Origin of the sequence: Streptomyces sp. NPDC085524 (assembly GCF_044541755.1) — a bacterium.
In the GTDB taxonomy this organism is placed as follows: domain Bacteria; phylum Actinomycetota; class Actinomycetes; order Streptomycetales; family Streptomycetaceae; genus Streptomyces.
On record NZ_JBITTH010000041.1, the window covers coordinates 1 to 23,893 of the forward strand.

General features: G+C 72.5%; 28 protein-coding genes. 7 read left to right on the forward strand and 21 right to left on the reverse strand.

Annotated elements, in window-relative coordinates:
• Positions 1-530 precede the first annotated feature (530 nt).
• The 3 genes from ACIGFK_RS39230 to ACIGFK_RS39240 are packed head-to-tail and all read left to right on the forward strand — an operon-like array spanning position 531 to position 3,798.
• Complete coding sequence (locus ACIGFK_RS39230) at positions 531-3,053, forward strand: Helicase associated domain protein (RefSeq protein WP_400055654.1); 2,523 nt, start codon at positions 531-533, stop codon at positions 3,051-3,053.
• Complete coding sequence (locus ACIGFK_RS39235) at positions 3,053-3,352, forward strand: hypothetical protein (protein WP_400055656.1); 300 nt, start codon at positions 3,053-3,055, stop codon at positions 3,350-3,352. Before ACIGFK_RS39230 ends, ACIGFK_RS39235 begins: the two co-directional genes overlap by 1 nt.
• Positions 3,349-3,798 carry a hypothetical protein gene (locus ACIGFK_RS39240; RefSeq protein ID WP_400055657.1) on the forward strand — a complete coding sequence of 150 codons (450 nt, stop codon included), beginning with the start codon at positions 3,349-3,351 and terminating at the stop codon, positions 3,796-3,798. The genes ACIGFK_RS39235 and ACIGFK_RS39240 overlap by 4 nt, the downstream gene beginning before the upstream one ends.
• Positions 3,799-3,860: 62 nt before the next feature.
• On the opposite strand, the gene ACIGFK_RS39245 is transcribed toward ACIGFK_RS39240, so the two are convergent.
• Together ACIGFK_RS39245 and ACIGFK_RS39250 are read right to left on the reverse strand one after the other, a co-directional pair.
• Positions 3,861-4,088: a hypothetical protein gene (locus tag ACIGFK_RS39245; protein ID WP_400055659.1), complete on the reverse strand. Its 228-nt coding sequence runs from the start codon at positions 4,086-4,088 to the stop codon at positions 3,861-3,863.
• 168 nt (positions 4,089-4,256) lie between these two features.
• Positions 4,257-5,897: a replication-relaxation family protein gene (locus ACIGFK_RS39250; protein WP_400055661.1), complete on the reverse strand. Its 1,641-nt coding sequence runs from the start codon at positions 5,895-5,897 to the stop codon at positions 4,257-4,259.
• 689 nt (positions 5,898-6,586) lie between these two features.
• On the opposite strand from ACIGFK_RS39250, the gene ACIGFK_RS39255 reads away from it, so the two are divergent.
• A complete protein-coding gene (locus ACIGFK_RS39255; RefSeq protein ID WP_400055663.1) occupies positions 6,587-7,030 on the forward strand; it encodes a hypothetical protein in 444 nt (147 codons plus the stop codon).
• 487 nt (positions 7,031-7,517) lie between these two features.
• Here the strand turns inward: ACIGFK_RS39255 and mobF are convergent, their stop codons facing one another.
• The gene (mobF, locus tag ACIGFK_RS39260) at positions 7,518-9,491 is read right to left on the reverse strand and encodes a MobF family relaxase (protein WP_400055665.1); all 1,974 of its coding nucleotides are present in this window, start codon (positions 9,489-9,491) and stop codon (positions 7,518-7,520) included.
• Positions 9,492-9,786: 295 nt separating this feature from the next.
• On the opposite strand from mobF, the gene ACIGFK_RS39265 reads away from it, so the two are divergent.
• Positions 9,787-10,140 (forward strand): hypothetical protein, encoded by a 354-nt coding sequence (locus tag ACIGFK_RS39265; RefSeq protein ID WP_400055666.1) that lies wholly within the window; start codon positions 9,787-9,789, stop codon positions 10,138-10,140.
• 42 nt (positions 10,141-10,182) lie between these two features.
• Positions 10,183-10,875 carry a hypothetical protein gene (locus ACIGFK_RS39270; protein ID WP_400055668.1) on the forward strand — a complete coding sequence of 231 codons (693 nt, stop codon included), beginning with the start codon at positions 10,183-10,185 and terminating at the stop codon, positions 10,873-10,875.
• A gap of 70 nt (positions 10,876-10,945) precedes the next feature.
• Here ACIGFK_RS39270 and ACIGFK_RS39275 read toward each other — a convergent pair whose 3' ends face one another.
• The 18 genes from ACIGFK_RS39275 to ACIGFK_RS39360 form a co-directional block, all read right to left on the reverse strand.
• Positions 10,946-11,857, reverse strand: coding sequence for a hypothetical protein (locus ACIGFK_RS39275; RefSeq protein WP_400055669.1), 912 nt, complete (start codon positions 11,855-11,857; stop codon positions 10,946-10,948).
• Positions 11,858-11,939: 82 nt separating this feature from the next.
• Positions 11,940-12,551, reverse strand: coding sequence for a plasmid partition protein (locus ACIGFK_RS39280; protein WP_400055671.1), 612 nt, complete (start codon positions 12,549-12,551; stop codon positions 11,940-11,942).
• 193 nt (positions 12,552-12,744) lie between these two features.
• The gene (locus ACIGFK_RS39285; protein WP_400055751.1) at positions 12,745-13,230 is read right to left on the reverse strand and encodes a nucleoside 2-deoxyribosyltransferase domain-containing protein; all 486 of its coding nucleotides are present in this window, start codon (positions 13,228-13,230) and stop codon (positions 12,745-12,747) included.
• A gap of 26 nt (positions 13,231-13,256) precedes the next feature.
• Positions 13,257-13,631, reverse strand: a complete 375-nt coding sequence (locus tag ACIGFK_RS39290; protein ID WP_400055672.1) for an HIT family protein — start codon at positions 13,629-13,631, stop codon at positions 13,257-13,259.
• A gap of 108 nt (positions 13,632-13,739) precedes the next feature.
• Positions 13,740-14,168, reverse strand: coding sequence for an NUDIX domain-containing protein (locus ACIGFK_RS39295; RefSeq protein WP_400055674.1), 429 nt, complete (start codon positions 14,166-14,168; stop codon positions 13,740-13,742).
• Between the two features lie 82 nt (positions 14,169-14,250).
• Complete coding sequence (gene dnaN, locus ACIGFK_RS39300; RefSeq protein ID WP_400055676.1) at positions 14,251-15,369, reverse strand: DNA polymerase III subunit beta; 1,119 nt, start codon at positions 15,367-15,369, stop codon at positions 14,251-14,253.
• A 106-nt stretch (positions 15,370-15,475) separates the two neighbouring features.
• Positions 15,476-15,952: a hypothetical protein gene (locus ACIGFK_RS39305; RefSeq protein WP_400055678.1), complete on the reverse strand. Its 477-nt coding sequence runs from the start codon at positions 15,950-15,952 to the stop codon at positions 15,476-15,478.
• A 3-nt stretch (positions 15,953-15,955) separates the two neighbouring features.
• Positions 15,956-16,771 (reverse strand): histone-like nucleoid-structuring protein Lsr2, encoded by an 816-nt coding sequence (locus ACIGFK_RS39310; protein WP_400055679.1) that lies wholly within the window; start codon positions 16,769-16,771, stop codon positions 15,956-15,958.
• Between the two features lie 9 nt (positions 16,772-16,780).
• Positions 16,781-17,296, reverse strand: coding sequence for a WhiB family transcriptional regulator (locus ACIGFK_RS39315; RefSeq protein ID WP_400055681.1), 516 nt, complete (start codon positions 17,294-17,296; stop codon positions 16,781-16,783).
• Complete coding sequence (locus ACIGFK_RS39320) at positions 17,293-17,754, reverse strand: hypothetical protein (protein WP_400055683.1); 462 nt, start codon at positions 17,752-17,754, stop codon at positions 17,293-17,295. Before ACIGFK_RS39320 ends, ACIGFK_RS39315 begins: the two co-directional genes overlap by 4 nt.
• On the reverse strand, positions 17,751-18,434 hold the full coding sequence (locus ACIGFK_RS39325; protein ID WP_400055685.1) for a GGDEF domain-containing protein: 684 nt from the start codon (positions 18,432-18,434) through the stop codon (positions 17,751-17,753). The genes ACIGFK_RS39320 and ACIGFK_RS39325 overlap by 4 nt, the downstream gene beginning before the upstream one ends.
• Positions 18,435-18,524: 90 nt before the next feature.
• The gene (locus ACIGFK_RS39330) at positions 18,525-18,827 is read right to left on the reverse strand and encodes a hypothetical protein (RefSeq protein ID WP_400055686.1); all 303 of its coding nucleotides are present in this window, start codon (positions 18,825-18,827) and stop codon (positions 18,525-18,527) included.
• Between the two features lie 87 nt (positions 18,828-18,914).
• Positions 18,915-19,685, reverse strand: a complete 771-nt coding sequence (locus ACIGFK_RS39335) for a hypothetical protein (RefSeq protein WP_400055687.1) — start codon at positions 19,683-19,685, stop codon at positions 18,915-18,917.
• 77 nt (positions 19,686-19,762) lie between these two features.
• Positions 19,763-20,608, reverse strand: a complete 846-nt coding sequence (locus ACIGFK_RS39340) for a hypothetical protein (protein WP_400055688.1) — start codon at positions 20,606-20,608, stop codon at positions 19,763-19,765.
• 93 nt (positions 20,609-20,701) lie between these two features.
• Positions 20,702-21,679, reverse strand: coding sequence for an AAA family ATPase (locus ACIGFK_RS39345; protein ID WP_400055690.1), 978 nt, complete (start codon positions 21,677-21,679; stop codon positions 20,702-20,704).
• Positions 21,680-21,803: 124 nt separating this feature from the next.
• Positions 21,804-22,460, reverse strand: coding sequence for a hypothetical protein (locus ACIGFK_RS39350; RefSeq protein ID WP_400055691.1), 657 nt, complete (start codon positions 22,458-22,460; stop codon positions 21,804-21,806).
• 117 nt (positions 22,461-22,577) lie between these two features.
• The gene (locus tag ACIGFK_RS39355; RefSeq protein ID WP_400055693.1) at positions 22,578-23,090 is read right to left on the reverse strand and encodes a hypothetical protein; all 513 of its coding nucleotides are present in this window, start codon (positions 23,088-23,090) and stop codon (positions 22,578-22,580) included.
• A gap of 16 nt (positions 23,091-23,106) precedes the next feature.
• On the reverse strand, positions 23,107-23,550 hold the full coding sequence (locus ACIGFK_RS39360) for an RRQRL motif-containing zinc-binding protein (protein ID WP_400055695.1): 444 nt from the start codon (positions 23,548-23,550) through the stop codon (positions 23,107-23,109).
• 98 nt (positions 23,551-23,648) lie between these two features.
• On the opposite strand from ACIGFK_RS39360, the gene ACIGFK_RS39365 reads away from it, so the two are divergent.
• Positions 23,649-23,879 (forward strand): hypothetical protein, encoded by a 231-nt coding sequence (locus ACIGFK_RS39365; RefSeq protein WP_384922262.1) that lies wholly within the window; start codon positions 23,649-23,651, stop codon positions 23,877-23,879.
• Positions 23,880-23,893: the final 14 nt, after the last annotated feature.

Consider the following 23,893-nt stretch of genomic DNA (forward strand, 5'->3'; position numbering starts at 1 on the left):
GGGCCGGGGCCGGCCTCCGGCCGACCCGTGGCCTCCGCTGCGCTCCAGCCACTCCAGGGCGCGCCCCCAACTCCCGTGCGGGCCAGGTGGGCCACGCTCCGCGAGACCCACCCACGGGCCTGCGGCCCGAGCGGCAGCAAGGGGAGGGGCGGTGACGGGCAGTCGGGGAAGGTGACGGAGTGCGGGGGCGGCTCTCGGGCCGGGGGTGCGGATTGAGGGACCGTCAAGGTCCCTTGGGGGCTTGCGATAAGGCAAGACTAACAGCTTTCGGCCACGTTAGGGGGAATCTTGGGATTCTGTGTGTCTCTTTTTTTGGAGCGAGATAGACTCTGGACTCAGAGCACGCCACCCCAAGCGCTCCGAGATGTTTTCGAGGTACACCACACGGCCTGACCCAGTGATCGGTGAGGCGGAGTCGCCAGCCGATCGCGTCAGTTCAACCCTAGCTCTCCACAGGCTCTCTAGGTGCAGGTTTCCCGTTTCCCGCCGCTCCAGTCGCCCGGACGGCATTCACGAGAAGGCAGACGGATATGTCGACCACTAGCCGCGTTGACCAGCGTGAGGCAGTCCAGCGGGAAGCCATTGATGCGGTCGTGCGGGCCCTTGAATTGCCTGCAAGATCACTTGTGCCTGAACGAGGGCTTCGAACGCAGGTGATCATGGCGACCGGGTCCGGGAAGACCCGAGTGGCGGTCCGCAGCGCGGAGGAGCTCCACGCGGGCCGTGTGCTGGTGCTGGTGCCCTCGCTGGACCTGCTCGCCCAGACCGAGGCCGCGTGGCGCGAGGGGGGCCGCCGGGGGCCGATGATCGGGGTGTCCTCGCTGCGGGGTGAGGAGGTGTCCTTCCCCAACACCACGGACGTGAACGAGCTGGTGGAGTGGACGCGCGGCCTGGAGAAGGTCACCGTCTACGCCACGTACGCCAGCCTCGGGCTGGGCACGCTGGAGCGCGCGCACGCCGGGGGCCTCGCGGCCTGGGACCTGATCGTCGTGGACGAGGCCCACCGCGTTTCGGGCCGGATCGGGAAACCGTGGGCGGTCGTCCACGACAACACCCGCATCCCCTCGCTGCGCCGCCTCTACATGACGGCCACGCCCCGGCTGTGGCAGCTCGGGGACGAGGACGAGGCCGGCGCACCGGGCGAGCTGGTCGCGAGCATGGAAGACGACCCCGAGGGCCCCTTCGGCAGCCGCTGCTTCACCCTGACCCTCTCGGAGGCCATCGACCGGGGAATCTGTGCCCCCTATCAAGTCGTATGCGTCGACGTCACCGACACCGCGCTCCAGGCCGCGCAGCTCCTGGGCGCCGAGGGCCGCTCCGCAGAGGTCCGCGGGGCCCGGCTCGCCGCGCTGCAGACCGCCCTGGTGAAGGCGTCCTCGGAGGAGAACTTCCGGCGCACGCTCGTCTTCCACCACGTCGTAAAGGAGGCCGAGGCGTTCGCGGCCGGCCTTCCCGACGTCGCAGCCCAGCTGCACGCCGCCGACCCGGAGCTGTACCCGGCCACGGTCTGGGCGGACTGGCTGTGCGGCGACCACAAGCCGGGCCACCGCCGCCGGGTGCTGGGCGAGTTCGCCACCGGCCTCGCCACGGACGGCACCGTGGTGGAGAAGGGCGTCCTGTGCTCCGTGAAGGTCCTGGGCGAAGGCATCGACACCAAGAACTGCGACTCCGTGTACTGGGCTGACGTACGCGGCTCCATGCCCGACCTGGTCCAGGCCGTCGGCCGGGCGCTGCGGATGCAACCGGGCGAGGGGAAGATGGCCTCGCTCGTGGTGCCGGTGCTGCTCGGGCCCGGGGAGACGGCGGACAACATGCTCACGTCCCGGGCGTTCGGCGGGCTGGCCAAGCTGCTGGAGGCGCTGCGGGCGCACGACGCCAGGGTCGTGGAGACGCTCGCGGAGCAGCAGGCCCCGAGCCGCTACAAGCCCGTCAGCAAGGACGACAGCGCCAAGAGCACGGGCGGGAGCGGCGAGGGCTCCGGGGGCGTCAGTGCCCCCGCCAAGGCCCTGCTGAAGTTCTCCACGCCCCGCGACCCGGCCGCCCTCGCCGCGTTCATCAACCTGCGCGTCCTCAACCCGGAACACGAGCACTGGCGGCGCGGCGTGGAAGCGGCCGTGATCTACGCCCGCGAGCACGGCGACCTGAAGGTGCCGTTCACGTTCCGCGTGCCCTCCGTCGACGACCAGGAGGCGGAAGCCGCCGGGTGGCCAGCCTCGCTCGCGGGCTTCCCGCTGGGGCAGTGGACCGCCGACGCCCGCCGGTTCTACGCCCGCGGGGAGATGGACGAGGACCGCATCGCCCAGCTGGAGAAGCTCGGCATGGTCTGGTCGCACTTCGACGTCGCCTGGGAAGAGGGCCTGGCCGCCGCGCGCGGGTGGGCCGCCGAGAACGGCCACCTCCTGGCGCCGCTGGACGCCACGTTCCAGGGCGCAGCGGTGGGCATCTGGCTCAAGAACGCGCGGGCCGCAGCAAGGAAGGCCGCCGAGATCAAGCAGCGGCGTGCCGAGGGGCTGCCGGTGGAGTCGTCGGCCGGCGCGCTGACGGACAAGCGGCGCGAGCAGCTGGAGGACATCGACCCCTCCTGGTGCCCGAGCTGGCCGGTGACGTGGCAGCGCGCCTTCCACCTCGTCCGCCAGCATCTGGACACGGGCGAGGCCCTGCCCACCGAGGCGGGCCAGGTCGTGCGCCAGGGCGAGGACCTCGGGCGGTGGGTGACCTCGGTCCGGTACGGCTGGGACCAGCTCACCGGAGTGCAGCAGTGGATGTGCGAGCAGGTCCTGGGGATCGAGCCCGCCACCGAGGACGAGAAGCCGAAGCCGCGCCCCACGCAGGCCGACAAGTGGACCGCCCACCTCGGCGCCGCCCAGCAGTTCTTCGAGCGCGAGGGCCACCTGACCGTGCCCCGCAAGCATGTCGAGACCGTTCTCTCCGAGGACGGCGGGGAGCTCCAGTTCCGGCTGGGGTCATGGGTCAACAACCAGCGCAGCCGGGCCGCCGCGCTGACCCCGGAGCGGGTAGAGCAGCTGTCCAGGGTCGGGATGCGGTGGTCCTGATGATGGCCGTCGTCGTCATCGCGGCCGCCGCGCTCGCGGTCGGTTATCTGCTCGGACGGCTTCGCCTCTGGCGGCGTGCGGGCGACTGGGCGGCCGACCAGGTCCGCCACGCCGGGACGTGGGTCCGGGGCGGCGCGGGGCGGCAGGCCGTCGTCGTCCTGGTCCACGCCGTCACCGCGCCGCGCAACAGCTGGCGCATCATGCGCGCCCCGGCCACCACCACGGAGCCGACGGCGCCCGTACGCGACCCGGACTGGGTCGCCAACCGCACCCGCCACGACAAGGGAGGCACCGCGTGAGCACCGAGCAGCACGACACCGACGCGTACGGCCAGGAGCTGGCCCCGGCGCTGGATGTGAAGGACGTCCTGGCGGCCGCGGAACGCTTCCCGTGGGCCGTGGCCGCAACGGGCGAGCGTCATTGGCCGGACGGCGGTGACTTCCTGGACGTCGCGCTGAGCGCGGTGCGCACCGAGGAACGCGCCGGGTACATCGAGCGCCTGGAGGCGTTCGTGGAGCAGCACCGCGCCCGCCTGGAGGAGATGCTGCGCACGCACGGGCCTGGCAGCGAGCCCGCCTCGCACGGCCGGTACGCGCTGATCGGACAGCCCGAGACCCTGGTCATCGTGGAGCGGATGGAGAGCGCCCCGTTCCTCCTGCGCGGCCAGTGGGAGAAGGAACTGGAGACGGTCTTCCTGGACGACCTCGAGTTCGCGTGGGGGCCGCGGATCCGCCTCAACCGGTGATCAGCCGGGAACCAGCAGCGGGGCCGGGCAGGGTGTTCCTGTCCGGCCCCGCTGCCATCGGGTCAGCCGAAGTCGAGCGTGTCCTGGGCGAAGTCGGTTGGGGCCGGGCTGGGCAGGGGCGGCGGCGGTGCGCCTTCCTGTCGCGCGGCCTCCCAGCGCTCGATCAGCTCGTCCTTCCAGCCCTTCTCCGGGGGCCACGGCACGCCCCACTCGGCAAGCTGAGCACGCGTCCACGCCCCCTTGGACGTCTTGGCGGCTTCGATCTCTTCAGGTGACGGCAGTACAGGCATGTGGGATCAACGAACGGCGGAGCGCGGGCGTCACCCGAGCGTCGCTGGGTCGCCGGCCGTGGACGAGGCGGGCTTGCCCAGGGTGCCCTTGGGCTTGCCCCCACCCGACGAGGCGGGCTTGCCCAGGGTGTCCTTAGGCTTGCCCGCGCCCGCCGGCGGCTTGCCCGCTCAGCGGCGCAGACGTGAGAGCCAGCCGGTGGCCTTCTGCTCGGGCACGGCCTGGTCCGGTTCCTGGTCGCGCTCCCCCTGCCGGTGGCTCACGCCCCAGGCCAGATCCGAGTCGAGCTCGTACCGCTGGTCGCAGTCCCCGCACAGAGACGGGTGCTTCGCCGGGGAGGAACCCCAGCCGACAGGCTTGGTCGCCTTCCATCGTTCGTCGGTGAACGCGGCACCGCATTCGGTGCAGACGGGGCGCTGGGGGCCGGGCCAGAAGTCGTTCGCCGCTGCCTCGCTGTGCACCGGCTCCTGGCGCTCCTTGGTGGCGGCGACAGCCTGGTGCTTGCAGCCGTCGCACAGCTGCGGGTGGGTGTCGACGAGCTCTCCCCAGTGCGTCTTCTCCGCGGCCTCCCAGCGTTCGTCGGTGAACGGCGTCCCGCAGCTGGCGCAGGCAGGCCGGCGAGCCTCGCGCTGAGCGGCTTCCCGTACAGCGGCGGCAGCCTTCTTCGCGTCGTGCTCCTGTGCCGCGCGCCGTACCTGCGCCTGGTACTCCGCTGCGCGGACCTTGGCTTCCTCTGCCTCGCGGGCTTCGGCAGCATCGCGGCGCGGGTTTCCGATCGCTTCCAGGAGCGGCTGCGGGTGGGTGCGGCCGAAGCGGAGGAAGACCGGGCCGGCCGGTCCGTGGGCACGAAGGTTCTTCAGCCCGACCGCGACGATCGGGATCCTCCTGTCGTAGAGATGGTGGCCGCCGCGCTGCCGCTCCCCTTGCCACAGGTGACGGGTCAGTTCCATCAGGCGCGGGACGGTGCGGTCGGGGTTGCGCTCACCGATGCGGTTGAACACCAGCAGCACGGGCGGATGCGGCTCATCGCCGTACCGGCCTTCGAGACCCGTCCAGCGCGTACGCCACATCGGGCGCTCACGGCCGTCGGTGTCCTTCATCTTCCGCTTGAAGAAGCGGGCGTACTTCTCCAGCTTGGCGGCGAGCTCCTCTGCGGTCTCGTGACAGTTGTCGACCTCGATGAACAGCAGCGGCACCCCGTCCTGCGGGGCGGTGAGCACCAAGTCGGCCTGGGCGCCGCCCTTGCCTGGCGCGTTCCACGTGCCGTTCGCCGGGAGCGGGACCTCGGTCCAGTACGAGGCGATGGTGCCGATCCCGTCCGGTCCGTCGGCGGCGGCCTGGGCGGCGGCCTGGACGTGGGACGGGTCGTCGGCGAGCTTGGCGAGGTTCGGCTTCGGGCGCAGCATCGCGATCACGGTCTCGTTGACGGCCATCGGGTGGGAGGCCCCGCTGGAGCCCGCACCGCGCGCGGTGGAGCCCATCTCCGTCGCCGGGCGCCGCAGCTCGTAGGAGGCGGCCTCCAGGCCCTTGGTGGTCAGGTTCCGCAGCGAGTCCCCCGTCTCCGTGGAGCCGCCGTTCTCGGACAGGCCGTGCTTGCGCATGTCGGAGAGCGCGCCGGTGTGCGAGGCGGTGCGGGCCTGCTTCTGCTTCGACGGGCTCTCCTTGTCGGCGTGCCGGAACGTCAGGTGCGGAGCACCGATCCGCTGGATCTGATCAGCCGTCGCGACCTTCAGCGCTCCGAGCACGCGCAGCACGTCGCCGCGGTAGCTGTTCGTCGACCCCGCCGGGTTGGTGATCCGCTTCCCCGCCATCAGCTCTGCTCCCTCGTTGCTCGCGACCGGCCGCCGGCCGACCGCCGCTGCTGCTGGCCGCGCCTGGCCTGGGCGGGCCTCCGGGCCCCCCGGAACCCGATGATCTCCTCCACTACGGACAACAGGAGGAGAGAAGAGGGGTGTGACGACGCAGTTTTCGCGCCCATCACTGCGCTGACAAGGGGTTTTCCCCACTCCCGTGCGCCGGGCACCAAAGGGGGTTCCCAAGGGGCCTTCGAAGGGGGCGCCCAGGGATCCCCCTTGGGCTTGCCCAGCACGGGGCCGGCCTTCCGCGGGGATCGGCCCGAGCGGTGCCGCTGCCCGGCCGCCGGGTGGGTGGTCGTCATCATCTCGTCTCCTTCGCTGCCCCGGCCGGGGCAGTCATGGCGAAGGAGCAGCGTGCACGGGACCCCCTTGTCCGCGGTCTGACCGTGGCCGGTAGCGGAGGCTGTCCAGGGGAAACGCGGCTATGGCCGGGGGGCGGCAGAGGTGGACAAGGGGGTGCGGTCGGGTTCGGGATCGGGCCGACCACCCTGGACAAGGGGGCCCGCTTTGGCCCTTGCAGACCCGATTCGCCCGTTTCGGTCGGGAGGGAGATTTCTCCGGGCGCTGTCCACAGGCCCCGGGCTCAATCCTGTCCGGGAAGTCGCCGTGATCGGCACGGCGGCCACCCTGTTGAGGAGGCCCCCGTGGCGTACCTGATCCCGGACCGCGCACCGCTCACACCGAAGGAGGTTGACCGCGCCTTCGACTACCTCGCCGCGCTGCAGTCGGGCGGCGGGGCCCACGCAACCGGCCTCACGGAGGCCACTCCGGAGCTGGCCTTCCTGCTGCTGCGGCTCGCCGAGAACATCGTCTTCCCCGTCACCGGGCTCCTGGGCGACGGGGACCCGCACACGGACTCCTTCGTCCTGGACGAGGTCGGCTGCATCCTGCTCTCCGCCCTGCGGGACTGGACGCGCGACTCCCCCACCACCGCAGTGCTGGGCAATGCCCGCACCATCATCCGCTTCGTCGAGAACGTGATCCCCGACCCCGACGACCACGGCGACACCCTCGCCACCCTGGAGACCATGCGCCGCGAGCACCTGGAATGGGCCCACACCGTGCAGTGCATGACCGGGCGTCCGTAACCCGACGCACGCGCCTGCCCTCCGGTGCGGTGGTGCGCACCCACCCGGTGCGCACTGGTGCGGTGGTGCGGTGGTGCGGTGGTCCGGCGCGCACCACCGTCAATCCGGAGCGCACCACCTCCGTCCGGTGCGCTTCCACTCGGTGGTGGTGCGCGCACCGGTGCGGCCGGCGCGCGGGGTGGTGCGCACCGGATGGACTCGGTGCGGTGGAGTGGGCCGGGTGGAGGCGCCGCATTTCTCCTTGACACAGGCCGTTGTCAAGGAGGAACCCGGCGGGTGCGCACCGGGTGGATGCGCTGCATCGTCCCCGCCGGTGTCGTCCACTCCCCACGATGTCGGCGACTCCACTCGGTGGGCTCCACTCGGTGGAGTGGGTGCCGAGCACGGTGGCGTCCACTCCCCACCGGGTGGACTCCACTCGGCGAAGTGGACACCGAACATCGTCGGTGCGCGCGCCACCGCACCGGGTACGCACCATCGGGTCCACTCAGTGGCCGACCTCCCGGCCCCGGTGCGGTCCGGGCTCCTGCGGGCGGTGCGCCTGCTGGTCGTCCCGGCGCACCGGGTGCGCCGCATCGGCATCGTCCGGTGCGGCGTTCCAGGCCACGCGGGTGGCGCGGGTGCGGGATTCCTCGCCGACCTTGGCGAACGCGTCCTGAAGGTGCCGCAGCCGGTCGGCCGTGAGATCGAGGGCTTCCACGTCCGTGCGGGACTCCCGCAAGGCCCGCAGCGCCGTCATGTCGATCGCCTCCGTAGGCCCGGCCTCCGGCTCCTGGTCGTCGTGCTCGGGGTCGGCGGCCGCAGGCGGGAGCAGCTGCTCAGGCATCGCCGCCTGCTGGTGCGCGACGACGTCGTACGCCCGGCCCCGCACGGCGGTGGCGGTGCGCAGCTTCTCGCGGACCACCGCACCGGCGAGGACCGCGCGCTCGTACTGCAGCGGGACGCGGGGGATCTCCCACTCCCCCGCGTCCTCGCCGAGGGCCCGAACGTCGGCCGGCTCGCCGGGATCAGTTGGCGGGTGCTGGCTCGGATCGGGCACGAAGGCAGGTGGGCGGGGCCGGGCGGGGAGGTCGGACAGGGCCCACCGGGCGGTGTAGAGGCGGTAGTCCTTCAGCAGGCCGATCGTGGTCTTCGGCTCGCTGATGTCCAGGCAGTGGGTGGAGATGGCGGCGGCCACGACCTGGTCGTCCAGGCCCGGCTCGCGGCGGCGGCCGCGCAGGACGAGAGCGAGGTGACGGCGGGCTTCGGCGACCAGGTGCCGACGGTGGAAGCGGCCGCCGTCGTTCATCACGAACACCGTCGCGGCGACGTCGACGGCCGCCAGGGCGACGTCGACCACGGCGGCGACCCGGGCCCGGATCGCTGCGGCCGCGGCGCGGGCGTACTCGAGGAGGGAGGTGATGACGTCGACGGCCACCCCTGAGGTGAGGATCGCGCTCGCCTTCCACCAGACGCGCAACTGCGCGAGCGGCAGCGTCTTCTGCTTCGGCGGGCGGGTCTTCCGGGCGGCCATCGCGTTCATCTTGGCGCGGGCGGTCTCGGAGACCACGGGCAAGAACCGCGGCTCGCCGTCGTCGTCGACGGCGGTGACGTACTCGTGCTCCAGCTCGGCCAGGCAGGCGGCGATCTGGTCGCTGCGCCGGGAGGTCCAGCGGATCAGCTCGTGCGGCACCCCGGCAATCTCCATCACCGGCCGGCGCCCCGGCGTGACGATGCGCGGCTCGGTCGCCAGCCCCAACGCCTCGCAGACCTCCGCGGCCACCAGCTCGTTGTAGAGCGCGGAGGCGGCCACGGTGTTCTCGTACAAGGCCGTGGTGTGGATCGAGTTCCACTTCCCGTCCACGCGCTGCCCCTTCACCGACAGCAGCACATGGTCATGGAGCAAGGGCATCCCGGAGCGCGCCTCGTAGTGGCGAAAGCGCGCAGCGAGCAGACCGCCGGGCGGCCGCACCCGGTAAATGCCGTCCTTGCCGTACCGGATCACCGCGACCTCGTCCTCGATCCACTCCAGCACCCGCTCGATCGCCCGCTCGTGCGCGGCCTCGATCACCAGCCGGGTCTCCTCGTCCCCCAGCGCCCACAGGAGGTAGATCGTCGGCTGCGGCCGGAACACGAAGTCCACGCCGGTGACCATCACGCGGCGTCCGAGGGCGCCGGCCTTGAACGCCTTCTTCGGGGAGACGCCCTTGGCGAGCAGGTCGGCCTCAATCCGGTCCGCGTCCGGGTGACGGCCCCGCTCCCCAAAGAGGTTCCGCAGCTGCGCCTCGGTGACCTCCTCGCCCGGCGCGAGTCCGAGCACGGCCAGGCCGCGGCCCATCCATCGCCCGGCCGGGACCCCGGCCTGCTCCTGGGCCTCGCGCAGCGGCGTGCGAGCCGGGCGGCGGCCGTCACCGACGACGGTCTCGCGGAAGAAGTAGCGGTACATCTGACCGGCCCGGATGATCTTGATATCCACTGTCATGGAGACCACGCCACACGGCGCTGACCTGCAAGGAAAGGCCGATCAGCGGGACGTCCCGCCAGGCGGGAGCGAGAGCCGAACTTTCTTCTCAGGTGCCCGCCGGGCGGGAAGCGACCCCGGGCCGAACGCGAATGTCATCGCTCTCCGGCAGACCTCACACCACAGCCCGGCCAACACCATCCAGCACTACTGAGCACCATCCAGCACCACGGAACGAACACCACCAACGAGCACCGCCTACAGCTGCCCCCGGCAACCGCCGGGGGCTTCGTCGTGCTGCCCGGAGGAGACCACCGTGCCCACCTTCGAGACCTGCCCCCGCTTCGCCTCCGACCTCCAGCACCTCACTCCCGCCCAGCGCCGGCGCTTCCGCCGCGTGGTGCTGGATGCCTTCGTGCCGGACCTGCGTACCGGCCGCCAGTTCCGCCCCGGCTTACGGATCAAGGGCGTGCGCCGCGCCCCGGGTATCTACGAGCTCACCTGGGCGCCGGACGGGCGCGCGACGTGGTCGTACGGCGGGGAGAAGATCGCCGGACTCCCCCACGTCATATGGCACCGCATCGGGACGCACGACATCCTGGACCGGCCCCTGGCCGAAGGCCGTCGTGCCGGCCCGGGGATGGAGCGGATCGCGGACGTCATCATGTGATCAGCGCGCACCACCTCGCGCGGTCACCTCGTTGGGCGGGACATGAAGCTGACTACCGGGCCGGGCAGGGTCGAAGCGCTGGCGGAGGAGGCCGTCGTGGCGGCGTGCACGCTGGCCGACGTCGCCAGCCCGTCGCGCTGGAGCGCGGACGCGGTGGAGGACGCGGCCGCTGCCCTCGAGGTCTTGGCCGGTGCGCTTGCCCAGCTCGATCCCGAGTGCGCGGAGATCCTCTCTGTCGTGCCGATCGCCGCGGCCGCCGTCGTCGAGCGCGCTGAACAGGCCGCGGCCGGGACGAGCGAAGCCATCGGTTGCAGGGCGGCGGCCGGGACGAGCGCGGCGCTGCGTCAGGCGCTCGCCGCTCACGGTCTGACCCGGCACCGTGTCCACCAGCTCGGTGCCGCGCTGGTCACGGTGACGCTGGACGCGCCCGAGGCGCAGGCCCTGGCCGTGCTCCTCAGCCGACGGGAGGCCCTCCCCCGACAGGCGCAGCAGGGAGACGATGACGGCTGGGGGGCCGGGCCGGCGGAGACCGCGGCCGCCGCGCTCGCCGACGCTCTCCGCGCCCACGGCACCGGCGCCTACGCACGAGTCCTTGCCTCCGGGCAGGTAAGCGCCGGCCTGACCCCGCAGGCGACCCAGGCGGTGGTCGCGGCCCTCGCCGCGCGGCCCGGCGCTGCATCACGCGGCAAGCGGCGCGGGCTCGGTCCGGGGTTCAAAGGTGTTGCCTCACGCTGACTGGCCGAGCTGCTGCCGCCAAAAATCGCGGGACTTCCCCAATTGGGGAAGTCCCGCTCAACAGCAGGGGTCAGTCCTCAACCAGCTCTGCGTCGACGATGCCGTCCTCGTCGCCAGCGTGAGCATCAACGAGGACGGCATCGTGGGTGGCATCAGCGTCGACCTTCACCTTGCTGAGGATCCGGCCGATGCGACGGATGGCGTCCTGCTGCCGCTGAGCTTCTTCGCCACTACGAGTCTTGCGGGCGGCCTTGTCCTCAGTGGCGTTCTCGATTGCCTGTCGCGCCACGTTCAGCAGCTCGAGTGCACCGTCTACGGGGTCCGAGCTCCGGCTGGGCTTTCCGCCCAGCTCGGGTTTCGTTTCGGTCCGTTGCGTGGGCATCACCGGTTCGGGTGCGGTCGTCCAGGCGGCGCTGACGGCCTGGCTGCGTTCCGCCGGATCGGAGACTCCCTTGGCGGCTGCCACCGCCTTCTTCACTCGCTGCTGGACCTGGGTGGCGACAAGCCGGACCCCGCCTTCCTGGTGGGCCCAGTACAGCTCGGCGTAGGCGCGCGCGGCCTCCTGGTCGCTGGTGCGCTCCGCGTACGGATGCAGCTTTCGCAGGTGGCTGTCGGGCAGGGGCCGGCCGAGTTCCTTCTGCACGGTCTGCGCCAGGCGCCAGGTCTTCTGGAGGCGATCCGCCTCGCTGGTCGAGAGACCGTCGTGCTCCTGATTCAGGTACTGCTCCCAGGTGCGGGTGCCGTCGCCGCGGTAGAGCCGGCGCCTGCGCACCACCTCCAGGGAGTAGCCGAGCATCCAGCGGGCTGTGCGAGCGTTGTCGACAGCGCGGTGAGCCTCAGCAAGGAGACGCTGCTCTTGCTCGTCGAGCGGCCCGTACGCGGTCTCCGGCGTGGCATCTACATCGGGAAGGGTCAGTCCCCAGTGCTCCATCGTGAAGGGCTGGGCGCGCATCTGCGGCGGTTCGGCAGGCTGGTCCTTCACAGCCAGGGTCTCCGACGCGGGACTCGTGCTGGCGGAAGGCTGCTGGGCTCCCTTGCTAGCCGCCGCGCGGAAGTCACGACGCTTAGACACTCTTGATCAGTCCCCGGTCCTGCAGCTCCGTGATCAGCTCGCCGAACGGCCCCCGAGCCGCGTTCTCCACCGGGAAACCGGTGGCCTGCTTGATGTCGTCCAGGACCGGGATCTTCACCGTGAGCACGTTGTAGTCGTCGTCGGCGAGCAGCCCCCGGATCTCCTTCTCGCTCCGAACGTTGGGGCGGACTCGGTTGAGGAGCACCCACATCGGCGGGGCCGTGCGCGAGGGCCTATCGAACGCGGAGCGGCCGACCATCGTCTTGACCGGCGTGGAAGTACGTGGCTGATGGACGCGCTGGTAGTCGGCCATCGAGGGTTCCATGTGGATGAGGACCAGGTCGGCCACCTTGAGCACACTGTCGGCGATGTGCGGGTGGTTCTCGGTGTGTCCGACGTCGACGATGTCGATCCCGGCCTCCCCGAGCGGCGTGTACTCCTCGGCGAACTTCGCGGAGGCGTTGTGATTCACAGGAAAGGGGAAGGCCGCGAGCTCGGACCACTGCGTGAGGTGCTCAGATTCGTCCGCGTCCCACAGCTGCACGCGGTACCCAGCTTCGTGGAATGCGTGTCCCATCATGCCGGTGTCGGTCGTTTTACCCATGCTTCGTGGGCTGATGTTGGCGATGAGCACAGCGGGGGTCTCTCTTCATGCGGTGGCTACCTTCCGCATGATGCTGCCACGTCTCCTCCGGCATGGAGACCGGCACCACGTCACAAGTCGGCCTGGAGGCGATCCAGAAACGAAAAAAGGCCCTGCACCCCGATCGGGGTACAGGGCCTCGGGGGCTGGCTGACTACAGGTCCGCCGGGGTGCCCTGGGCGGAGACGGTGGTGAGAGCGGCGGCCACCGTGTCGGCCAGGCTGGTGCAGACCGGTACGCCGTGGCGGCGGGCGACGTAGATCAGGTAGCGGTTGCGCTCGGGGTTGGGGCAGTCGGGCGGGCAGCCCAGCACTGCACGGCCTGTCCCGACGTCCAGGCCGAACTCCACGTTCGTGGTCATGGCCGGCATCGTCTTCAGGTCGCGGGGGATCCAGAAGAGGATCGCTGTCGCCGCGGCGCGGGCGTCAGTCTCCCAGTCAACCTGGGTCTCGTAGCGGTCGGCGCGCTGGCCGTGCCGGGACTCGGGGCTGAGGACGGTCAGCGTCTGGTGGCCGGTCCACTGCTCGGCCAGCAGGCGGAGGGCGTCAGGCCGCCAGGACGGGACGGGAGTCTTCTTGTCGGGGGTTGGTCCGGCGAGGAAGACGGACGGTCCGGCGGCCGGGATGGGCTCGCGGGCCATGACCAGGGTGACGGGGTCTGGGCCGCTCACGAGGTAGCGCTGTTCTTGGCGGCGCGGGCGGCGTGCTGCGGGCTCCAGGGGAGAGGCAGGCCGTCGTCGGTCTGGCGGGGCACTACGTGGACGTGGAGGTGCGGGACCGACTGCGTCGCGGCTTCTCCCTTCGAGGTGATCAGGTTCGCAGCCGGGAGCTCGGCCATCAGCTCGGCGGCTCGCCGCATCACGGCAACGGTCACCTCGGGGTCGGTGCCGGCGTCGGCGACGTGAACGCGCGGCAGGACGAAGACGTGCCCGTCGTTCACGCCGCCGCTGCGCGGGCGGATCGCGAGGGCGTCGGGCCACTGGCGGACGATGACGGCCGGGGCCTGCCCGGCGGCGATGTCGCAGAAGACGCAGGTCTGCATGTCGGGGCTCCTGGTCTGGTCGGTCGCTGGTGAAGGGGCGGAAATGGCGGAGCGCCGCGCCCCGGCCGAAGTGGTCGGGGCGCGGCGCTCCAGGGGCCTGGCGGTGGGTTAGGGGTTGGGGGTCACGGCCGCGGTGATGATGTCGGCGTGGTCGAAGGCCAGATCCGGAAGGTCGGTCAGGGGCCACCAGCGGGCGTCGCGGGCGTCGTCCCCGGCGGTGATCGGGGTGCCGTCCGGGACGGTGATCATGTACGCGGTGGTGATGTAGCGGCCGCGGGGGTCGCGGCCGGGCTGGTCCCAGACCCCGATCTGGTGGAGGTTTCCGACGTTCACGTGCACGCCGGTCTCCTCGGCCAGTTCGCGGATGGCGGCCTGGAGGCCGGTCTCCCCGTCATCGACGTGTCCGCCGGGGAGCGCCCAGTGGCCCTCGTAGGGGTCCCAGTCGCGCTTGATGAGCAGGACGCGGTCGTCTTCGGTGACGGCGACGACGTCGGCGGTGTAGCGGATCGTCGCGTGGTTCTCGTGGGTGTCGGTCATGGTCGGCTCCTTGCACGGGTGCTCGGTGGGGATCGGTCAGGTGGAGCGGGGGCCGGCTGGTGGGCCTGGCTCTTGGGGCGGGTCAGTCGGTCTGGCGGATCGGCATGAGGAGGTAGCGCAGGGCCTGGTCGTCGCTGCCGTGGCCGCTCAGGACGGCGGGCTTGGTGGGCGAGGTGAAGTCGAACCGGACGGACTCGGCGGTCAGCGCGCTCAGCCCGTCGAGGAGGAAGGCCGGGTTGAACGCGATGGTGAGCCCGTGGCCGTCGAGGGCGGTGTCGACGGCGTCGAGGGCCTGGGCGTCGTCGCCGCTGCCGCTCTCCAGTACGAGGGTGCCGTCGCCGGCGAAGGTCATCCTGATCGGGCCGTCCTTCTTCGGCGAGACGAGGGCGACGCGCTGGACGGCGGCCTTGAGGGCGTCGATCTCCACGGTGGCGGTGTGGGCGAACTCGGTGGGGAAGAGGGAGGCGTACTTCGGCAGCTCGCCGTCCAGGGCGCGGATGGTGGTGGTGTGCTGCTCGCCGCGCAGGGCGAACAGGCCGCTGCGCGCCGGGAGGACGAGGTCGACGGTGGCGTCGCCGGCGGCAGCCTTGGCGGCGTCGAGGAGGGCGCGGCCGGGGATGACCGCGCCGGTGTCGGGGAGGTGGGCGTCCTTCCACGGCAGGGTGCGTACGGCGTAGCGGTAGCGGTCGGTGGCGGACAGGGTGAGCGTGGACGCCTCGTGGTCGTGGCGCAGGCTGACGCCGGTCAGGACCGGGAGGGCTTCTTCGCGGCTGACGGCGCAGGCGACCTGGGCGACGGCTTCGGCGAAGGCCGGGGCGGACAGGGTGCCGGTGACGTCGCCGGGCTCGGGGAGCGTGGGGTACTCCTCCAGGGGCAGCAGCGGCAGGGTGAAGCGTGCACTGCCGGCGCGCAGGGTGAGGCGGGTGCTGTCGAGGTCGAGGTGGACGTCGTCGCGGAGGGTGGCGGTGATGTCGGCCAGCAGCCGTCCGGGGACCAGGGCGCGGCCGGGCGTGGTGATGGCGGCCGGGACGGTGGTGTCGGCGGAGACCTCGTAGTCGAAGGCCCTGATGCGTAGGCGCTCGTCGCTGGTGGCGTCCAGGAGCAGGCCGGCCAGGACCGGGGCGGGGGGCCGGGAGGGCAGGGTGCGGGCGGCGTAGCCGACGGCCGCGGCGAGGTCGGCGTGGTCGATGCGGAGCTTCACAGGGGTGTCCCTTCGGGCGCGGTGAGGTCGAGGAGCAGCTGCGCGGCCGTGGGGGCGGGGCCACCCGGTGGTCTCGGGCGGCCCCGCCCCGCGCGGGGGTGCGGGGTCAGGGCGTGGGCGGCGGGCTGCCGGACTCGTGGGCGTGGATCAGGTCGGTGATGGCGTCGGCGTGTTCGGCGGTGCCGACCCAGGTGCCGGCCTCGGTGAAGACCGGGACGGTGTCGACCTCGGGGTTGAAGACCACGAGGTAGGGGCCGTAGCGGTCGAGGACCATCTCGGCGAGGTGCCGGGCGGGCGCGGGGGCCAGGAGCTCCAGGGCGTCGACGTCCATCCGCGGGCCGGTCTCGGTGTGCGGGCCGGGCAGGACGAGGTGGCCGCCGACGCGCAGCAGGTCGCCGGGCCGCATCAGGTTGAGCAGCGCGTGCGCGAGGTGCGGGTCGGCGGTACGGCAGGCGAAGACGGTCTCGTCGGCGGCGTCGTCGGTGGGCGAGGAGATCACCCGGAACCGCGCGGTGAGGCCGTCGTCGCCGGGGATGGGGAGCTCGTCGAGGTAGCCGTCGAGGACCAGGGGTATCGCGGTCACGGTTCAGCCCGCCTTCCGTGCCGGGGCGACCGGGTGGGCGGCGGCGTACTTGTCCAGGACCGTCTTGCTCGGCAGGCCCCGGTCGGCGACCTGGTGGCCGTTGGCGCGCGCCCAGGTCCGGATCGCGGCGAGCTCCTCGCGGCTGTAGGCGCCGCTGGTGCCGGTGCGGATCGGGGTGGGCGCGGCGAGGGCGGCCGGGCTGCGGGTGCCGGTCTTCACGGCGCGCAGCTCCTGCTCGGCCTTCTCCAGCGCCTCGCGGGCCTGGGCGACGCGGGCTTCCGCCTCGCGCTGCGCGGCCTCGCTGTCGCGGCGGGCGGACAGCTCGGTGAGGGCGGCGGTGATGCGGGTGGCGCTCTTGCGGACGGAGGCGGCCGGGTGCGTGGCCGCCCACTCGATCAGCTGCTGGAGGGAGTCGGAGCCCGACAGCGGGATGACGGGCACGTCGATCACCGGGGTCGTCAGGGCGTCGGCGCGGGGCAGTTCGAGGACCTTGTCGGCGATGAGGTCGCTCAGCTCGGTCTCGGTCAGGCCGGTGGTCTCGCGGATGGCCTGCTCGCTGGCGCCGTCGGCGTGCATCGACAGCGCGACGGAGTGGTGCGCGGAAAGGGTGCCGGTGGTGGTCATGGTGGCGGGTTCTCCGGTTTCCGGGAGCGGGTGGGTGGTGGCGGGCAGTCCGAGGACATCCAGGAGGAGCGCGAGGTCGGCGGTGTCGCGGGCGTTCCGCGCGACGGTCCGCGCGGCGGCGGCGCGCTCAGGCGCCGGGCTGGGGTTCACGGCCAGCGCTCCGGCCCGGGCGCTGACGGTCAGTTCGGTGAACACGGGCGCCTCCTACGCGGCCTTGAGGCCGGCCTCGAGCCGGGAGCGGTTGAGCCGCTGCTCCTCGGCGGTGAGCTGCGGCAGCAGGCGGAGCGGGCCGTTGAGTTCGCGGTCGAGGTGGACGATGCGGGCCTGGGGCACGGGCAGCGGGGTGTACCGGGCGGCCTCGGCCCGCTCGCGGCGGGCCTGGTCCCGGGCGGCCAGGACGTCCACCCAGTCGGGCCCGAGCCGGTCGGCCAGGCGGCGGCGCAGGACGCGGCGCTGGCCGGGGGTGGTGCCCGCGAAGACGTTCTCCGTCGTCTCGTTGACCAGCGCCCACCGCAGGCAGGCGGTGACGACCGGGCAGGCGGAGCAGGCACGCCGCGCCGCCTCCAGCCTCTTGCGAGCCGCCTTCTTCGTGTCGCCGCTGAGGTCGCCGAAGCCGAGGTCGAACAGCTCGGGGCGCGTGCGGCAGCGGGTCGGGGCGGGGGTGTGCGGTAAGGGGAAGCGGGGGTCGGGAGCGGGCTCGGTGGGGTGGGTGCGGCTCATGACGCGGACTCCGGGGTGAGCTGGGGGAGCTGGAGGCGGACCTGGTCGACGAGGTCCTGCGTCGGCTTCCACGCGCCGAGCTGCCCGCGGACGGCGGGGATCGGCAGCGGGAGCTCGTGGACGTCGGCCAGGACCAGGTGCCAGGCATCGGTCTGGGCCCAGGGGGAGCAGGGCGGGGTGCCAGCCGGGTCCTGGTGGCAGTCGGTCAGGCGGGCGATGCCGATGACGGCGCCGGTGTGCAGGTCGCGGCCGCGGATCGCGGTGGCGACCAGCGGGTCGCGCAGCGGGGCGCGTTCGGTGGTCTGTCCGGCGTGCAGGAGGAGCCAGCCGCGCCACGGCCAGTGCACGGGCCGGTTCTCGATGTCCTTCCCGGCGAGGAGGCAGGTGACCCAGGGCTGGCGGACCGTGATGCCCCGCACCCAGGTGCCCGGGTCGCCGGGCAGGGCCGAGTTGCTCATGCGGCACGCTCCAGCGCGGTTCCGGGGCGGCCCTGCCGGCGGCCGTTGACGGTCGGCGTCTGGAGGTCCTCGATCTCCGCCCAGCCGTAGTGGCCGGAGTGCTTGGTGCGGTACATGGAAACGTCCGCGCCGCGCATCAGGGCGGGCAGGGCGTGGATGCCGAGGTAGTCGGGGACGGCGGCGCCGACCGACGCGGCGACCGCGACGGGCCCGGCCTCGGTGGGCACGGGCTCGTGCAGGGCGTCCACGAGGGCCTGGAGGTGCTGCCCGATCGCGTCTTCGCCGGTAAGGGCGTCCGTGCGGGTGGCGACGGCGAACTCGTCTCCGCCGAGGCGGCCGACGACTCCGTGGGGTCCGGCCCAGCGGGCGAGGCGCTCGCCGGTCGCGGCGAGCGCGGCGTCGCCGGCGGCGTGACCGTGGGTGTCGTTGAGGCACTTGAAGTGGTCGAGGTCGACCAGGCAGAGCAGGGCGTCCTGCCGGTGGCGGGCGAGGAGGCGCTGGGCGCGGCGCTGGAACGCGGCGCGGCGCTGGGCGCCGGTGAGCGGGTCGCGGCGCTCGGCCGCGAGGCGCCGGTGGAGCGTGAGGGCGTGGAGGGTCCAGCCGGTGAGCGGGACCGCGAGGGTGGTGATGAGGAGTGCGCGCTGCCCGAGCGGGCCCGGAACGCGCGTGACGGGGTCCATACTGGATCTCCCTCTCGTCTCGTACGAGTTGGGTGGCCCGGGGCAGGCGAGCTGGTTTGGACGCCGATGTGCGCCTGTCCCGGGGCGGAGCTACAGCGCGAAGCCGCTGGGGGTGCAGCTGAGCGGGTTGTGCCAGGGGCCGGCCTTCGCGGCCGTCCACTCCATCTGCCAGCCGGGCCGAAGCCCGGACGCTCCCCAGCTGTCCGGCTGCCTGCCGGGGGTCTCGAGGCCGGCCGTGTGCGCGGCGAGCGCGGCGTCGTACACCTCGTGCGCGCGGCGCAGGGCCGCGGCCGGGGAGTCAGCGACGCCGGTGAAGACGTGCAGCCCCCGCAGGGTGGGGTTGGCGGTGTCGTGTATCGGGACGTCTACCTCGTAGAACTCGCGGTTCGGCATGACGCCCATCTCCTTCCTTGTCTGGTGCGTGAGGGGCCACCGCGACCGCCCCGGCTACGGAAGGGCCGGGGCGGCACGGAGAGCCCGTCAGGCAGCGACGGCGGCGGGGGAGTCGAGGTCGGTGCCGCGGAGCGCGTCCAGGACGTACGCGTCGAAGCGGGCCTGGTGCTGGGCGGCGACCGCGTGGCCGGTGGCGCGGCTGTAGGCGTAGCTGTACGCGTACATGCTGGCGTCGGTGCCGGCGAGGGCCTGGTCGACGGCGTGGCGCGCGAGGTGCTCGATCCAGGTCTGCGCGGCCGACTCGCGGTGGGCGTGCGACGTCGTGAGGGCCACCGACTCCGCCCACCGTCCGCTGCCACAGGCGCGGCCGCCGCACTGCGCCCAGTTCCACTGCCGCTGGCGCATGCCCTCGGGGTCGGCGTCCCAGTCCGCGGCCCAGCGGACGGCCTGCTCGGGGATCTGCTGCTGGACGACGTCCAGGACGTCGCGGCCGGCGGCACCGAGCGCGCGGTGGGCGTCGGTCTCCTCGATGACGCGGATCTGGTGGGAGAGCAGCCGGTAGGGGTAGTGGCGCTGGCCCCAGTTGCCGGTTTCGCCCAGCGGTTCCACGATCCACAGCCGCACGGGCCAGGTGATGGGCCAGATGCCGGTGTCCTCCAGCGCCTCGCCGACGCGCTTGACCATGCGGAAGTACGAGAAGGGGCTTTCGTCGAACCACAGGTTGGTGCAGGGCTTGGGGTGGTCGACGACCTGGCCGACGTTGTCGGCGAGGTTCACCGGGGTGCCGGCGTGCCGGGACACCTCGATGGTGCCGTCGGCGGGGGTGGCGATGTACCAGGTGACGGGCTTGCTGGCCATGCGGTCCTCCGTGAAGGGGTGTGCGCGGCCGGAGCCGCTGGATAACCGGGTGTTGGGCGGGGTGCGCACGTCGGTGGTCAGGCGCGGTAGACGGGCGGGCGGACTCCGGCACGGAGTTCGCGGATGAGCGAGCAGGGGCCCTTGGTGGCGCAGTACGCGTCGTCGGTGTCCGGCAGGGCATTGCCCTGGGTGCCCCACATGTCGCGGGCGACCGCGTTCACGACGCGCAGCATCTCGCCGTCGCTGGGGCGGCAGGCGCTGCTCTTGTCGCCGACGCCGTGCCGGTGGGCGCTGATGATGTGCTGGCGGGCCTGGCGGGCGGCCCAGCGGCGGCTGTCGGGGCCGGTGTTCTCGTGCACGTGCCCGCTGTCGTGGAAGGTGTCGAGGTGGCAGGCGGTGCAGTGGTAGGTGATCATCTGCTTCGGCTCGCTGTCGGGAAGCCACTTGCCTTCGAACTCGTAGACGATGACCTCGGCGCCCGGGATTTCGGTGTGGGCGAAGGCGGTGACGAGGCCGACGCCGTCCGCGATCCCACCGCGCTGCGCCTGGTTCCAGAAGACGCGGGGGAGGAAGGTGTCCCAGCCCTTGCCGTGTGGCCACTTCGCGTACATGACGCCCTGCGAGGGGTCGAAGGTCGCCGTGCCGTCGATGTTGTCGCGCTTGTACTGCTCGATCTGCTCGATCGATCCGAAGTACGTGGCGCTGAACTCCTCGGACTCCAGGAAGATCAGCCCGTACCCCTCGGGGCGGGTGTCGTGACCGTTCTCCCGCAGCATCTCGACCATGTCCTCGTAACCCGGGTTTCCCGGGGCGATGGTGCCGACGAGGGGCAGCCGGTAGCGGTCGCAGCTGGTGACGTGGGCCGGGTTGGTGTCGCTGACGTTGTGCGCGTTGCCGTACGTGGTGGTGATCGTGATGCTCATGCGTGGGTGTCCTTCCCGAGGTGACAGCGCGCGGCCGGCGCGGGGCGGGTCGCGGCGGGTTGTGGTTGTTCGGCGAGGCGTTGGGGGCGCGGCTCAGGCGCGGATCGCGTCCGCGTACTGCTCTTCCAGGTCCGCGCGGCGCTCGGGGTCGTCGTCCTGGTCGTGGTCGGCGGGTCCGCCGTGGACGGTGCAGACGGTGTCCGTGTCGGCGAGGGCGCCGGTGATCGCGTCGAGGAGCGTGGTGACCGAGTGGGCGGGGGTCCAGGCCGGGGCGGTGCACTCGTCGTCGACGGGGCACGCGGTCAGCAGGTCGAAGCCGTAGTCGCCCTCGCCGTCGATGTCCTGGCGCAGGGCGAGGCGGAGGCGGTCGGCGCCGAGGGTGATCTCGGCGACGCGGTCGCCGCCGGCGAGCGTGGAGCCCTCCACCCACCGCCACAGCGGCAGGACCGCGTCGCCGAAGACGCGGCGGACCAGGAGGAGGGAGCCGAGGCCGGGGTGGCCGTCCCAGCCGAGGTCGGCGCGGCGGGTGTCGCTGGCCCGCTGCAGCAGCGGCTCCAGGCGCTGGAGCTGGTCGGCGAAAACCACATGGTCGAAGCCTTCGGCGCGCAGACCGGGGAAGGCGGTGACGGCGGCGGCGTGCTGGGCGCGGACGGTGTCGGCGGGCACGGCGCGGTCGGGGGTGCGGGCGGTCTGCCGGTTGACGCAGAGGGAGACCGGGGTGCCCATGAGGACCGCGACCGCAGGGACGCCGTGGCGGCGGGCGGCCTGCACCAGCCCCGCCCGCACGGCCTTCTCGCAGTTCGTGGCGTCGATGACGGTCGTCTTCTTGCGGGTCAGGCGGGCTTCCAGGACGGTCTGCAGGGCGGCGACCGCGTCGGCCGTGGCGGCCTGGTCGCCGGCCTCGTCCGAGACCATCGCCCGGAACGCGTCGAGCTCCAGCACCTGGGAGGGGGACCAGGTGGAGGCGAAGGTCGACTTGCCGGAGCCGGCAGCCCCGATCAGGACGACGACGGCCGGGTCGGGGATGGCCGTGTCGAGCGGCTGGAGCGTGGCGTTGAAGGTGCGGGCCATGAGCGCGAGTTCTCCTGTCGCGGGTGTGCGAGGCCGTTGGACGGCCGGGGCCGGGCTGTCCGGTCCTCCGCACCGTCCCCGGACTCCGCGCGGTGCGCGGGCCAGGGGGCGGCACAGAAAGCCGTCAGACCGTGCTCGGCGCCACCGCGTCGAGGTCCTCGGCCGTCTTGCGGGCGCGCGGGACGAGGTCCTCGAGGATGTCCCGGACGTTGGTGACGGGGACCGGGGTCGGGTCGTCGGCGGTCAGGAGCGTGTAGCGGTGCTCGGCGATGCCGCGCTCGTTCTCCTCGCGGCTGTAGTGCAAGACCGTGCCGGGGGCGAGGTAGTAGCTGGCCTCGCCGTTGATGTAGCCGCGCCACCGGCCGGGGTTGCTCAGCAGCTGCTCGCTGAGGTCGATGCGGTAGGCGGCCTGGGCGGCGCGGCGCGCGGCGTCGTCCTCGGCGGCCGCGGCGACCTGGTCGACCGCCTCGCTCAGGCCGCTCGGCACGGCGACGCCGCGGGCCTCGGCCGCGCGGGTCTGGGCGGCGGCCCGCATGTCGGCGACGTCGGCCTGGGCGAAGCGGCGGCGCAGCGGGGCGAGCACCGCGTCGGCGACCGTGGTGAAGAGGAAGGTGCCGCCGAGCGCGACGGCGCCGGTGGCGGCCAGGCGCAGGTCGGCGTCGAAGGTGGCGGGGTAGTAGGTGTAGCCGGCCACGGCGCCGCTGGCGGCACCGGCCAGCATGGTGACCATGTCGGCGCCGTCGAGCAGGGCCTGGATGGAGCGGCGTACGGATGCGCGCACAGCGGGTTCCCTTCGGGATGGGTGAGGGCGGCCCGCAGAACTGCGGGCCGGTCCGGGGCGGGTCAAGAGAGCGGTTCGTCGTGCCCGGCCGGACGGCGCGGGCGGGGGAGCGGCCGGTTACCGGGTCTTCGCGCCGGTGGTGGCGATCAGGGCGGCGACCGTCTCCCAGCCGTGGTGCCAGGCGCTGTCGAGGTGGAAGGCCCCGTTCATGCCGAAGTCCGCGAGCTTGTAGAAGCCGCCCTTGCCGGTCTTGGTGGCGAGCTTCTCCAGCAGGCCCTTGCCCGGGACGCGCCGGTCGGCGGCGTAGTGGGTGCCGAACGAGATGGCGAGGGCGGCCGCAGCGGCGGCCGGGTGGACGCGGATGCCGAGCGCGCGGGCGCCGAGCCCGGCGACGATCGCCTGCGTGGCGGTGTAGGTCAGGCAGTGCTCCAGGCACGCCTTACGGCCGTCGGCCGTGCCGTGGACCGTCTTCTTCTCGGTGACCGGGTCCTCGTAGGTGACCGGGTGGTCGTCGGACGCACCCTTCACCCGGGCGCAGAAGTCGCTCTGCACCCAGAAGTCGCCGGCGGCGCTGGCGGCGCGGGTCAGTCCGAGCACGGCGGCGAAGACGGCGGGACGGTGAGCCTGCATGAGGGGTCCTCTCGGTTCAGGCGGCCAGAAGGTGCGGGGGCGGGGGAGCGAGGTAGGAGGCGGGGTCGGCGGGCGTGCCGTCGTGGCACTCCAGGCACGAGCCCAAGGTCTTCAGAGGGATGCAGTGGAAGTAGCGCCGGCGGCAGGTGCCGCAGGTCTGGCGGGCGGCCATCGCGGCGTCGAGCGCGGCTTCCTTGGCGAGGGTCATCGGGAACTTGGGCCTGGCCAGGTCGATCCGATACAGCCACGCGAACCGCCGGCCGCCGCGGCATTCGATGCGGGCGACGGGCTCCTGGCCGCCGGGGCGCAGGCCCATCTCCCGCAGCTGGCGGCGGGTCGCGAGCCCGGGGCCGGCCTGGCGCCACCGGAAGACCGGCAGCGAGCCGTCGCCGGGGTCGTGCGGGTCGACGTCGACCAGGTCCTCGTCGGTGTCGCTCCTGTTGGTGCCGTGGGTGCGCATGCACTGCCTCCCTTCACCGAGAAAGCGCCTCCGTGTTGCGATACAAAGTAGCGATACAAGGAAGCCATGCGCAAGCGTGTAGCGATACTCTGTTGCGCATGGATGTTGAGCAGGCACTGGATCAGGCCACCCAGCGGTACAGAGAGACCGAAGAAGCCCACGACCAGGCACGAAAAGCCGCCATCGCAGCGGTCATTGCGGCGCTGAAGAACGGGATGCGGCCCACCGACGTAACGGAGCGGTCACCGTTCACCGCGGCATACGTGCGAAGGATCGCCCGGGAGAACGGCATCGAGCCCGCAAAGCCCGGGCCGAAGAGCAGCAAGTAGGCACCGCAGCATCG